Source organism: Oceanobacillus sp. Castelsardo (genome assembly GCF_001659985.1).
Classification (GTDB): Bacteria; Bacillota; Bacilli; order Bacillales; family Amphibacillaceae; genus Oceanobacillus.
On the sequence record NZ_LYCS01000003.1, the window covers coordinates 112,737 to 125,995 of the forward strand.

Annotated in this window: 13 protein-coding genes; 5 read left to right on the forward strand and 8 right to left on the reverse strand. The window is 37.0% G+C overall.

Going from position 1 to position 13,259, the window contains the following annotated elements:
- Window positions 1-2: 2 nt before the first annotated feature.
- Window positions 3-860, forward strand: coding sequence for a lipoate--protein ligase family protein (locus A9178_RS07295; RefSeq protein ID WP_068673869.1), 858 nt, complete (start codon window positions 3-5; stop codon window positions 858-860).
- A gap of 738 nt (window positions 861-1,598) precedes the next feature.
- On the opposite strand, the gene A9178_RS07300 is transcribed toward A9178_RS07295, so the two are convergent.
- Both A9178_RS07300 and pta read right to left on the reverse strand, forming a co-directional pair.
- On the reverse strand, window positions 1,599-3,338 hold the full coding sequence (locus A9178_RS07300) for an ABC transporter ATP-binding protein (RefSeq protein ID WP_068673871.1): 1,740 nt from the start codon (window positions 3,336-3,338) through the stop codon (window positions 1,599-1,601).
- Between the two features lie 142 nt (window positions 3,339-3,480).
- A complete protein-coding gene (pta, locus tag A9178_RS07305) occupies window positions 3,481-4,458 on the reverse strand; it encodes a phosphate acetyltransferase (RefSeq protein WP_068673874.1) in 978 nt (325 codons plus the stop codon).
- A gap of 425 nt (window positions 4,459-4,883) precedes the next feature.
- Here pta and hemQ point away from each other — a divergent pair, with 425 nt between their 5' ends.
- From hemQ to A9178_RS07320, 3 genes are all read left to right on the forward strand, one after another.
- Window positions 4,884-5,633 carry a hydrogen peroxide-dependent heme synthase gene (gene hemQ, locus A9178_RS07310; protein ID WP_068673876.1) on the forward strand — a complete coding sequence of 250 codons (750 nt, stop codon included), beginning with the start codon at window positions 4,884-4,886 and terminating at the stop codon, window positions 5,631-5,633.
- Between the two features lie 331 nt (window positions 5,634-5,964).
- Entirely contained in the window at window positions 5,965-6,438 is a 474-nt protein-coding gene (gene gerQ / locus A9178_RS07315; protein ID WP_068673878.1) for a spore coat protein GerQ, read from the forward strand.
- Window positions 6,439-6,564: 126 nt separating this feature from the next.
- Window positions 6,565-6,816 carry a hypothetical protein gene (locus tag A9178_RS07320; RefSeq protein ID WP_068673879.1) on the forward strand — a complete coding sequence of 84 codons (252 nt, stop codon included), beginning with the start codon at window positions 6,565-6,567 and terminating at the stop codon, window positions 6,814-6,816.
- On the opposite strand, the gene A9178_RS07325 is transcribed toward A9178_RS07320, so the two are convergent.
- From A9178_RS07325 to A9178_RS07340, 5 genes are all read right to left on the reverse strand, one after another.
- The gene (locus tag A9178_RS07325) at window positions 6,807-7,175 is read right to left on the reverse strand and encodes a DUF423 domain-containing protein (RefSeq protein WP_068674267.1); all 369 of its coding nucleotides are present in this window, start codon (window positions 7,173-7,175) and stop codon (window positions 6,807-6,809) included. The genes A9178_RS07320 and A9178_RS07325 overlap by 10 nt on opposite strands.
- A gap of 31 nt (window positions 7,176-7,206) precedes the next feature.
- Window positions 7,207-7,518 (reverse strand): YwdI family protein, encoded by a 312-nt coding sequence (locus A9178_RS07330; protein ID WP_068673881.1) that lies wholly within the window; start codon window positions 7,516-7,518, stop codon window positions 7,207-7,209.
- A 163-nt stretch (window positions 7,519-7,681) separates the two neighbouring features.
- The gene (locus tag A9178_RS19125) at window positions 7,682-7,831 is read right to left on the reverse strand and encodes a hypothetical protein (RefSeq protein WP_197482160.1); all 150 of its coding nucleotides are present in this window, start codon (window positions 7,829-7,831) and stop codon (window positions 7,682-7,684) included.
- 251 nt (window positions 7,832-8,082) lie between these two features.
- Window positions 8,083-8,397 (reverse strand): phasin family protein, encoded by a 315-nt coding sequence (locus A9178_RS07335; protein WP_068673883.1) that lies wholly within the window; start codon window positions 8,395-8,397, stop codon window positions 8,083-8,085.
- Window positions 8,398-8,411: 14 nt separating this feature from the next.
- The gene (locus A9178_RS07340) at window positions 8,412-10,052 is read right to left on the reverse strand and encodes an ABC1 kinase family protein (protein WP_068673885.1); all 1,641 of its coding nucleotides are present in this window, start codon (window positions 10,050-10,052) and stop codon (window positions 8,412-8,414) included.
- A 268-nt stretch (window positions 10,053-10,320) separates the two neighbouring features.
- Between A9178_RS07340 and A9178_RS07345 the strand changes: the two genes are divergently transcribed.
- Window positions 10,321-11,592: a YjiH family protein gene (locus tag A9178_RS07345; RefSeq protein WP_197482161.1), complete on the forward strand. Its 1,272-nt coding sequence runs from the start codon at window positions 10,321-10,323 to the stop codon at window positions 11,590-11,592.
- A gap of 517 nt (window positions 11,593-12,109) precedes the next feature.
- Here A9178_RS07345 and A9178_RS07350 read toward each other — a convergent pair.
- Window positions 12,110-13,150, reverse strand: a complete 1,041-nt coding sequence (locus A9178_RS07350) for an acyltransferase family protein (protein WP_068673890.1) — start codon at window positions 13,148-13,150, stop codon at window positions 12,110-12,112.
- Window positions 13,151-13,259: the final 109 nt, after the last annotated feature.

Here is a 13,259-nt window from a genome sequence, read left to right on the forward strand (position 1 = left end):
TTATGAAAAATTGGAAAGAAGTAATTCAGCAAACGACATTTAGATATATAGATCATTCCGAGATCGAAACATTCTCTGGAAAACCTTATACAGCCTTAGGTTCCTTTGCTATTGATGATGCTTTAGCTACATCCGTTAGTAATGGGGAATCCCCATCCGTGATGCGGTTATGGGTTCATCCCAAAACGATTGTTTTAGGAATACCAGATGCTAGACTTCCATATATTGACGAAGGAGTCCGGTTTTTGGCAGATAAAGGATACAATATAGTGATTCGAAATTCTGGAGGACTTGCCGTTGCTTTAGATGGGGGAGTCTTAAATCTTTCTCTCGTTATTCCAGGGGTCCATGAAATTTCTATTCATGATTGCTATGAAGCAATGGTGAGCTTTATCCAATATATGCTTCACGACTTAACGAATGAAATTGAAGCATATGAAATCGTTCATTCCTACTGTCCTGGTGACTACGATTTAAGTATTAATGGAAAGAAATTTGCTGGAATCTCTCAACGAAGAGTACGGGATGGTGCAGCTGTACAAATTTATTTAGATGTAGAAGGGAATAGTTATGAACGAGCAAGCCTCATTCGTGATTTTTACCGGTTAAGTAAAAAAGGGGAAGAAACAAAATTTACCTATCCGGATGTGGATCCAAATGTGATGGCTTCTCTGTCGGAACTACTTCAAAGAAATCTGACAGTGGAAGAAATGAAAGAAAGAGTAAATGCAGCCTTGCGTAATTTCAGTGAAGAAATCGTGAAGACTTCTTTTTCCGAATCCGAAATTGCTGTATTCGAAAAACGGTATGGCCAAATGGAGAAACGGAATAAACAGATTTATGAGATTTTAGGGAACTAAAAAACGTGGGATCTGTCATTACACAAGTTACTAGTCTATTACAGTTCGATTCCAATGGTCACTCATACGATCTGATGGGTGACCAATTTTTCACTTTTCTATCCCAATCGGATACTCATTGACCTTATGAGTGACGATATGAATTGAATTTCTCCCCATACCGGCACTCATCACCCCTATGAGTGACGATATGAATTGAATTTCTCCCAATACCGGCACTCATCACCCCTATGAGTGACGGTATGCATTGATTTTCATCTCATACCGGCACTCATCACCCCTATGAGTGACGGTATGCATTGGATTTTCCCTCATACCGGCACTCATACACCTTATGAGTTGCGGTATGAATGGGATTTTCCCTCATACCGTCACTCATCTACCTTATGAGTGACGATATGAATTGAATTTCTCCCCATACCGGCACTCATCACCCCTATGAGTGACGATATGAATTGAATTTCATCTCATACCGGCACTCATCTACCTTATGAGTGACGATATGAATTGAATTTCGCCTCATACCGGCACTCATCCACCTTATGAGTTGCGGTATGAATGGAATTTCTCCCCATACCGGCACTCATCACCCCTATGAGTGACGGTATGAATGGGATTTCTCCTCATACCGGCACTCATACACCTTATGAGTTGCGGTATGAATGGGATTTCTCCTCATACCGGCATTCATCAAATTTTGTTAAACCGTAAAGTGACACCGACTCTATAAAAAGAGGCTTATTCTCCTAATTGCTGTTCCGCAAATTTTCGGTATAACTCATGGGAAGCCATCAACTCCTGATGTGTTCCTTCTCCTGTTATTTGACCTTTTTCAATAAACATGATTTTATCCGCATGAACGATGGTGGATAGTCGGTGCGCGATGACAAAGGTTGTACGGCCGACCATTAGGCGAGATAATGCCTCTTGAACGGCTTGTTCGGATTGACTATCTAAACTTGCAGTCGCTTCATCTAGCATTAATATTTTTGGATCTCGTAAAAATGCCCGTGCGATATTAATTCGCTGCCTTTGCCCACCGGATAGTTTTACACCTCGTTCCCCAACTTCTGTTTCTAATCCTTTAGGAAACGATTGAATGAACTTATCTGCATATGCCATCTCGGCAACTTTCCATAATTGATCATCTGTAATGTTACTTGCATTACTCAAACCATATGTTAAGTTATCCCTTATCGTCCCAGCCATCATGGCACTTTCCTGTGAAACGTAACCAATCTGACTTCTCCATGATTTCATCGACAGAGATTGAATGGGTGTTTTCCCTATTCGAATGACACCAGATGTCGGCTCATAATACCTTTCGATTAATCCAAATAAAGTCGTTTTTCCACCACCACTTGGACCAGCTAAAGCAACCATCTCCCCTGGTTCTGCTATAAAACTAATATTCCGAAGAACAGTTTCCTTTTCATCATAGGAAAAAGAAACATCCGTAAACGAAACAGGTTGGTTGGAAATATCCTCTTCTACACCTTCTTGACTTTCTTCCTCTGGCAAATCTATAATTCCTATAATCCTTTCGGTCGCTCCTTTCGCCTTTTGTAATTCGGTAAAGAACATTGCAAAAGAAGTAATCGGATAAATGATTTGGAATAGATACAACAAGAAAGCCACGAGTGAACCCGTTGAAAGCGAACCTTCCGCAACACGAATCCCACCATATCCAATAATAACGACAATAACAATCATCATGATGGTATACATAAATGGACCGATTAAAGCAAAAATCCGCGCTTCTTTTAATCCATATTTATACAGTTTGGTTATACCGGACATCCCTTTATTCTGTTCCACTTCTTCAGCAGTCGAAGCTTTGGTTAATCGAATCTCACTTAAGGTTTGCTGAATATCTCCGGTAAACTTTGCTGTTTCATCTTGCAAGCTTTTTGATATTTTTGCCATTCTTGTACCGAGTGGCATCATGATTGCAAACGTTACCGGCACGGCAATAAGCATTAATAATGTCATTTTCCAATCCATAATTAATAAAATGACAATTGCCCCAATAATCGTAATGAAACCAGTAATAAACTGTGGAAAGTGTTGGGTAATAAGATTTTTTACAATACCTGTATCGTTTACCACACGGCTTACGGATTCCCCACTTGCTTGTTTGTCAAAATAACTTACTGGTAAACGGAGGAGCTTAAACCACATCATCTCCCGTAACCTTGCAACAATTCTTTGGCCAACAGCCGCTAACAAATAAGTAGATACACCATCTAAAACACCCTGTAAAACAAACACAACAAAAATCGCCACGATAAGCGTCGTACTTATGGCATCTACTGAAAACCCATCAACCAATTCCCGTGTTAACAAGGGAATCGAAAGACCAATGAACATTGTGATAATACTACCAATTAACCCGATAAATAAGGACCATTTTGGTATTTTAGTAGCTAAAATTAAAGAAACAAACGGTTTGAGTTTAGCCTTTTCCTGATTTCCCACATTTGATCTCCTGTCTCGTTTTTTTAAAATCTATCTATTGTTTACATTACGTATAAGAAGCCAATTTAGATTCACACTTTTGGAAAACAAATTTAGAAAAAAAGCTTGCAGCCATGTATAATTTGCTGCAAGCCTTTTATTTTTACTCCCCAACCGCTTGTGCTGCAGTAATTAGAGCTAGGTTATAAACATCCTCTGCACTACATCCGCGTGATAGATCGTTTACAGGTTGATTCAACCCTTGAAGGATTGGCCCTACTGCCTCAAATCCACCAAGACGTTGTGCAATTTTGTAACCAATATTCCCTGCTTCCAAACTTGGGAAGACAAATACGTTAGCATCTCCTTTTATAACAGAATCAGGAGCTTTTTTCTCTGCAACACTAGGAACAAATGCTGCATCAAATTGAAATTCTCCATCAATGACTAAGGAAGGATCATTTTCTTTTGCAATTTGAAGTGCATTCTCTACTTTTTCAGTTTCCGGTGATTTTGCAGAACCTTTAGTAGAAAAACTTAGCATCGCAATTCGCGGATCCACCCCAAATAGTTTCGCTGTTACCGCACTTTCTGCCGCAATTTCAGCTAAATCCTGGCTGTCAGGAGAAATATTAATTGCACAATCTGCGAACACATATTTCTCTTCCTCACGCACCATAATGAAGACACCTGATGTTTTTTTCACTCTACCATTTGTTTTAATAATTTGTAATGCTGGACGTACTGTATCTGCTGTGGAATGTGCCGCTCCACTAACAAGGCCATCTGCTTGACCCATGTATACTAGCATGGTTCCAAAGTAGTTTTCATCTAGCAAAATTTTACGAGCGTCTTCTTCTGTTGCTTTACCTTTACGACGTTCTACAAATGCTTGAACCATTTCATCGAAAGCAGAATAATCATTTGGATTTAAAATTTCACATGATGAAATATTTACTCCAACTTCTTTTGCCTTTCCTTCTACTTCCTCTTTATTTCCAATTAAAATCGGAGCAACTACTCCATCTGCACTTAATTTACTCGCAGCTGTTAAAATTCTTTCGTCTAATCCTTCAGGAAAAACTATCTTTTTATCTTTTCCTGCAATCTTTTTAGATATTTCATCGAATAAGTTACTCATTATACAATCCTCCAATATGCTATATATGTGTAATTTCAAAAAGGAGGATGAAAAGGACCGAGCAGTTCAAGGCGGCGTAGCTTTGAGGAACGGAACGTATACAATTAATACGTGAGGACCGGAAAAGCAAGCCAACGAAGAAATGCGAAGTGTCATTTTCACCGGACTTTTTGAATAACCTCTATATGCATTTCCATCATAAATCAAACCATACTATAATTAAAGAAATTAACATTGATTTTCTACAATTTTTGACAAAGCCTTGACAAATTGAAAAATCAAGTCTAAATGCAGACCTTCCTCCATGATTAGTATTCCCGAATTATGCTATAGTAAAAGAGGAAAGTGTAAACATCTACCCCCCTTGTTTAATAGGGGATGAACAGGACAATGCTATGAATAATCATTTTAAAGGAGAGATACATATGGCAGAAGCAGTAGGAACTTTAGACGGCTGGAGCACCCTTCACGATACACGTACATTTGATTGGACTTCTTGGAAAATGGCATCTGAAAATGACAGAAAAGAAGCTGTTGAAGAGTTAAAAGAATTAATGACAAAATGGGATGCTGTGGAGGAAGAGAAAAATGGGAGCCAATCCATCTATAAAGTAGTAGGTAACAAAGCCGATTTAATGTTTATCGTCGTTCGTCCGACAATGGATGAATTGGAAGACTTTAAAACGGAACTGAATAAGTCTAAAATTGGAGATTACCTCATTCCGGGATACTCCTATGTTTCCATCGTTGAGCTAGGTACGAATGATACCGTAGATGAAGTGAAAAACCGTAAAATCAATGAAGCAGTGGAAGCACGCCTTAAACCAATTCTTCCTAAATGGGAACATGCTTGTTTCTACCCTATGAATCGCCGTCGTTGGAATGAAGCAAACTGGTTTACGATTGATCGTAAGGAAAGACATCGTTTACTAACAGACCATGCCGCTACAGGTCGTAAATATGCTGGCCTAGTAAAACAAATTATTACTGGTTCCATGGGTCTTGATGAATGGGAATGGGGCGTAACTCTATTTGCACATGACCCACTTCAATTTAAAAAAATTGTTTACGAAATGCGTTATGATGAAGTTTCCGCAATCTATGCTGAATTTGGAGACTTTATCATTGGAAATTACTTGCCAAAAGAAGATGTTGATACTTATTTTGCACTGTAAAATTAATATACAGAATTTCAAAGCTATCACCCTCTGTGGTGGTGGCTTTTTTCATCTATTTCACTTATATAAATTCCCTTCAACTCATACTATACTCATTTATTAATCACCCTCTCCAAAATAATTGGGATTTATCTGTCATCATTTCCTGGGTATTTACATACATATAATTATTGAGTCTAGCATCCAAGATGATGGGCAGAAAGAAAAGATTCAAGTAAACGTGAAGTACTCATCAAACTAATAATACGACTGCCCAGCAGTCTAATGATAAGAGAAGTCAACAAACCAACCATTTGCAAGAAGTACTTAAAAACAGGGAGGAATTTTAATGTCTAATAATCAAGTCAATCGACAGTATGGAAACTTTTATCCTGTAGCTGCTTATCCTTATGGGTATCCAGGATATACAATGAATCCAATGGTAGGCCAACCCATAAATCCCTTACAACAACAAGCACAAATGCAACCAACACCACAGGCCCCTCAACAACAACAGTCTACAGACGTACCTGGAATGCTACCTCTTGAACAATCGTACGTTGAAAATATTCTACGACTTAATAAAGGTAAATTAGCCAAAGTATACATGACCTTTGAGAACAATGAGAGTTGGAATGCGAAAGTGTTTACTGGAATTATCGAAGCTGCAGGAAGAGATCACCTTATTATAAGTGATCCAAATACCGGAAAACGATACTTATTATTAATGGTTTACCTTGATTATGTGGAATTTGAGGGGGAAATCAATTATCAATATCCATTCGGAGAAAGTGCACAGCTAACTACTTACTCACCTAGATAATAGTCTGCCGCCAAATTATTTTGGTAAAATTCGGTTTACGCTATTAGGTTGCTAAAAAAGGATGACACTCCTAAAGCCTTGTGTCATCCTTTCTTTTCCTATCACATTAAAAATGGAGGGATTGCGATGAGGAGTCCGTTAGAAAAGTTTACACTAATTGAAATCCTCTCTATAGGTATTGCAGCTGTTGTTGGTTTGTTTGCTATGATACAAGGTTATCTCATTCTACTATTTCTAACTTTCTATCTTATCGCCATCAGTTTGATTTGTGAGGCTTTTATCTTTTTACAAAGAAGGGATACTGCTCACGCTGGTAAACAATTGGTACGAGCAATTTGTATCCTTATTTTTATCACGTATACAATTTTTCAAATATAGCGAAGTACAAAAACCCCAAATAATACCCAACCAATTAAAAAGGCAAGTCCGCCGATTGGGGTTATCATTGCAAAGGTTTTAATGGCTGTTGTGGAGTAAATATAAAGGCTACCTGAGAATATTAAAATTCCTAGGAAAAACATCCAGCCTGCCCATGTTAATGATAGACTTTGTGATTTTGCCATAAGGATTCCAACTGCAACTAGCGCAAATGTGTGAAACATTTGATACTGTACTGCTGTATTCCACGTTTCTAACTGCTTTTCAGTCAGTCTTGCTTCCAAGCCATGCGCACCAAATGCCCCAAGTGCCACTGCTAAAAACCCATTAATTGCCCCTAGTATTAAAAAGATCTTCATCCTTTTTTCTCCTTTCGATAAAGGTTCAGCATTAAAAATCAAAAATGGAATCTCCATTTGCCTTTTCGTGATCAATTGTCTCTAATTGTTTTAATTGTTGTTGCTGTACCTTTTGGATTGTATCTTGTTTTCCAATCATTGCTTTTAATTCCACTTCCGTAAATTCATCACGACGTTCTTCGGTTGTAATAACCTTTTCCGAATCTTCCTCAAGAAACAAATCACATAACAATTTTACATTACTAATATGTTTAATTAATTTCCCTTGATTGTTATGATTTTTCTTTGCATCATTTATTTCCTTCAACATTTTATTCAATATTGTTTCATTTTCTATCGCCATACGAACGCTCCTTAAATCTTGTGATTACACAGAATTCATTATATCATGAATCATATTGTATGAATAATAATGCTATGTAAACAGGTAAAAACCCTTGAGATTGACTCCCAAGGATTTCGGAAATAAAACGTTTTCATGTTTTTGTAATATTAAAATTTTGTAGTTAAGCCTCTATAAATGTCTCTGCACAAGTTTCTTGTTTTTCCTCTGAGTAGCGATTATACATCCACTGTAGAAAATTAACCTCTTCTTCTTTTAATTGTCTACCAAGTCGTTTTGTAGCGTTCTCATAAAATTGCAAAAAATTTATCATACCGCTAATATTCACCCCCGAATGGAAAAACTTCGTCTAATTTGTTTTAATTATACTACAGTTTTCACAAAATGCAACCATTTTTTAAATTATTAGACAATAACCTTTTAGAAAACTTGGCATTCGCCAAGCCTTTGGGTGAATGCCTTAGTTGCACTTATGCAAATCTTTACGGTGGGGCGAGTAATCAAAGCCCCAGACGGGAAAGATTTTATACTTTCTTTACTGCCAATGGAAAAGTGAGCTTGTACTCACTCTTCAATAACTTCCTTATCCGATAATTTTAATTCTAAAGCATGAATCCTTCGTCTAAGTTCGTCTAATTCCTCTGCAGTTGCTATACCCATTTCTTTCGCCATTTTTTGTGCTTGTTTTTTCTGTTTCACGGACCATTCCTGTTTTTTCGAATCGCCTTTTTCAATAAAATTATCCATCATTGACTTTGCTTCGTCTTGTGTTAACTCATTTTTATCGACTAGTTCTTTTAACTTCTGTTCCAGTTTTTCTTTTCCGCTAACTGCAGCACCAAGGCCTAATAAAAATCCTTTTTTTAAGTAATTACCCATTTTCTCGACCTCCGTTATCGTTTTTTTCGTATAAACCGATAATGAAAAATTAAAATAACACTAAAAATTAATGTAAATATTCCTGTAACGATGAATCCAATCCATTCCAACTTTTCTAAACCATTATTTATACTATATGCACAAATACTAAATCCTACTATCACCATGATAAAAGATGTGATCTCTAAAAGTAAATAATAGTGATGTTTCAAATCTATAAAATGTTTTTCTTTATCCCATTTCCTATCCTTTTCTCCACTCTCCAGCCATGTAAGAAGTGCTCTTGGATAAGCCAAAATCGGTTCTGTTGCATTTTTAACGTATTGTTTTGCAACGGACTCTGCGATACTTTTCGTTCCAAACCAATCTTTTATTTTAGGCTTTGCCCATTTAATAATATTTATATTCGGGTTAATGGCAAAAATAATTCCTGCTACAATCGAGATCGCTCTTAATAAGTATGCATAGTCTGCTGGAAGTTGAATGGCATCGTCTTTCATCACAACATCCATTTCCTCATTAATAAGCTCCATTACATTTCCATCAAAATCTTTTAACAAGCCATTCGAATATTTTTCTGTCGCTTCCTCAATTGCCTTCTTTAATTTTCGTTTATCCGCTTTTGGTAAAACAAAATTCATTTTACATAGTGCTTCAACGACCATATCATAGTTTTCTAAAATAAAGCCTTGTACAAAAAGCTTAAAATTCTCAATATCCTTCTGCTTGATTTCTCCTACCATTCCGAAATCAATAATTCCAACACGGCCGTCCTCTTGAATCATGATATTTCCTGCATGCGGATCAGCATGGAATTTACCGGCATGTAAAAATTGGTCCATATAAAAGTCAAAAACCACTTTAGTCGTCTGTTCCACATCGATACAATGTTGTTTCATAAATGCAGTATCAGTTATCTTTGCACCATTTATCCATTCCATCACAAGTACTTTATCGGTACATAGCGCTTCATAATACGTTGGTATGTGGATATTTTTATTTTCTTTGAATTGTTCTTTAAAGAATTTGCTGAATTCGAGTTCCTGTTCGAAATCCAATTCCCGATCCATTACAGTAATAAATTCACGATAAAGTGCTTTGAGGTCCGCCTTTTTCCCAAAAGCCGTAAAAACCTTTATAATCCAAAATACCATTCTTAATGCTACAAAATCTTTGTGAAAGATTTCCTCAATCCGATAACGACGTACTTTGATTGCGACATCAGTACCATCTCTTAATACCCCACGGTATACTTCCCCAATTGATGCAGAGGCGACTGATTCTTTCCTTAACGCTTTTAAATGCGTACCTAAATTAGTTCCCCATTCTTTTTGCAATAGGCCTTTCGCATACTCATAGGGCATTGGTGGTACATGATCAACTAATCCAGCCATTTCGTTAATAAATACATCTGGCATAAAGTCGGTTCTAGAACTTAAAAACTGACCAACTTTAATGAGTACGCCTCCCAATTTTTCTGCCGTCATCCGATATTCTCTAGCCATTTTTTCTAGTAGTATATTCCATCTTTTTTTTGCTTTTCGATCCCAAATGGCTGTCTTCAAATGGAAAAGATAGATTTGAAAGATGAATTTGATAACCATCGAAACAATCACCGTAAAACGATAGACTGCATTATATTTTAACCCTTTCATCCGAGACACCCCATCGTTGTCTGTTTGTTCATGTATAACTTTTTATTAAGTACTAATACTTATACCATCTCGTATTCTTACAGTTTTTATGCAAAAATAACTATTGAATATTTTCCCGAAATCCTGTATATTTATACGTTGTGTTGTTAATTAAAACAATTATAAAATTTAAAGATAAATATAGAAAGGACCTTACTTCTTGAGACAGCATCCGTTAAGCAACCATTTAAAGTTTATTCTTACCTCTATCATTGGGGTTTTCTTATTTATGATTCCGGTTAAAACGGAAGATGGATACTCGATTCCAATCGCATTACTAGCTAATAAAATGCAGGATTTACTTTCCAACCAATTGTCTTTTATTATGATGGTCATTATTCTTATAACGGCAATTTGTACAGCTATTGCATATATTTCTCCAACGTTTTTTCGAAAAACACCATTCTTTCAAGGATTGTTCAAAACAAACCTTTTTTGGACGATTACAAGAGTTTTAGCAGCCATTTTTGCTATCATGGTATTTTACCGAATTGGACCAGAAGCAGTCCATGGACCTGATACAGGGCAATTATTATTAGATAGTTTGTTACATGTTTTATTTTCAGTGTTCTTATTTGCTGGATTATTTTTACCTTTACTAACGAACTTTGGACTCTTAGAGTTTTTCGGAACAATGATGACAAGAATTATGCGTCCACTATTCACATTGCCAGGTAGATCCTCTGTAGATGCATTAGCATCATGGATTGGTGATGGGACAATCGGAGTTCTTTTAACGAGTAAACAATATGAAGAAGGGTTTTACACGAAACGAGAGGCAGCGGTCATTGGTACGACTTTCTCCGTTGTATCGATTACTTTCTCTTTAGTCGTTTTAGCGGAAGTTGACCTTGCTCATATGTTTGGACCGTTTTATTTAACAGTAGTGGCCGCTGGAATTGTTGCGGCAATTATTATGCCAAGAATTCCACCTTTATCAAGAAAAGCCGATACCCTTATCGACAATAAAGAGAGTCATTCACAAGAACTAATTTCTGAAGGTGAAACAGCATTATCTTTCGGCTATAAAAATGCGCTAGACCGAGCTAAAACTCAAAATAGCGTATATCGCTTCTTTAAGGAAGGCGGACAAAATATACTAGATATGTGGATGGGTGTAGCACCTGTCGTGATGGCCTTTGGTTTAATTGCCCTAATCATTGCTGAATATACGCCCATTTTCCAATGGCTTGGTATACCATTTGTACCGCTATTAGAATTATTGCAAATTCCGTATGCACAGGAAGCATCTCAAACAATTGTAATTGGTTTTGCTGATATGTTTCTTCCATCCGTAATCGGTGCCGGTATTGAAGCAGAAATAACTAGATTTATTATTGCGGCATTATCCGTTAGTCAGCTTATTTATATGTCAGAGGTCGGTGGTTTACTGTTAGGAACGAAAATACCCGTTTCTTTCTTAGACTTAATCATTATTTTCCTCTTACGTACCATCATTACTTTACCAATTATTACTTTAGCTGCACATATTATATTTTAAAAAACCTTGCCCAATTTTGGGTAAGGTTTTTTAATGTATAAAAATTCAGTTTATTATATCTTGTCTTAGGGAAGGCCTCGTCCGGCTCCAGCGCCCAGCAACTAGCAGATCTTTTTGGTGGGGCAAGCGTTAGCGCAGTCCCAAACTTCACACTCCTACACTACGATAAGTCAACATCGACTCGTACCTCATCGTGTTTCCTTTATCTCATTGCGGAGTGCTCCAGTTTGTACGTTGCTAAACGGGCGCTTCTGCCTTTGTTCACAAAAAATAAGCAGTCCAAATTTGAACTGCTACAGACACTTTCGTTCATTTATATAATAAAAGGGGGGGATAAAAATAGACGAATTGCTGTCTATACGAAACATTATATCCAAATCACAACATTTTAAACATGAGACGATTGACTTTTTTTATTTTTTCCCACATCCAGTTCCAGCACCCAGCGACTAGCGAGACTTCCCTCGCCTCCGTACGATAAGTCAACATCGACTCACTCCGTTCGTCGTGTTTTCCTTTATCTCCTACGGCTCAGTCCAGTCCGTACGTCGCTAAACGGGCGCTTACGCTTTTGCTCTACCCATTGTTTTAATAATGTTGCTTTTCCTTCTATAATTGGTTGGGTGATTGCCATAATTGGTTTACTAGATAAAACGATAACGATTAAGGCCGAGAGTATTACTATCCCGATGAAATGAATGAATGTATTCAATTGGAATAACTCATAATGGCGGAATATTTGTATAAAAAACCCGTGTAATAGATAGACAAATAACGTTCTTTTACCAAGTTCCGTAACCCAGTTTAAATTCCTCTCGGGAACCCAAGCTAAAATACTTGCTGTCATAAAAGCTGCTGTTATATAGACTACTAGCCTAATGGCCGCATTATATTCCCCCGCCCCTAGTTCAGCATAAGGTTTAGATTGAAGAAACCAACCGGAATCGATATTCGGAATATAATATAGGAATACAGCTACAGCTATCATCACGAAGACAGAAGCTACTTTTGCAACTGGCCGTTTTACGAGAAGCAACTGTTTTTGCGTCAAATGAAAGCCTATCAAGAAAAACGGGAAAAAGACCAACGTCCGCGACAAGCTAAAGGTGTGCCCAATTTCATTAAAAAATCCTACTACTAACCCAATCGCTACTGACAAAGGAATACCAATTTTTGCTGGCCATTTTTTGTAAACAATAAGTAGAAGATGCCAACAAAAAAGGCTAAGTAAAAACCATAATGACCAATGTGGTTCAAAAGGTTCGGTCTTCCACCCCTCATTTCCCACACTGTAGTAAAATAACGTATATATCCCCTGAAAAATTATATAAGGGACTAATAATTTTCTAATCAGGTTCCATATATAGCCCTTATCACTCGATCCCTTTGCAAAAAAGCCGGAAACCATAATAAATGCAGGCATATGAAACGTATAAATCCAAAGATAGAGTGTATTAACTTTTCCAGAATCAAATGTAAACGGTTGAATCATATGTCCAAATACTACTAAAAAAATGAAAAGTACCTTTGCGTTGTCGATGAATGCATTTCTCTTCATTTTTTCTCTCCTCACTAAAAAAAATACCATGTAATACACACTTTACTCCTTTTAAAAGAAAAAATCACCTTTTCGAACACTTGTCACTAAACTGTTAACTTCTAGTAAA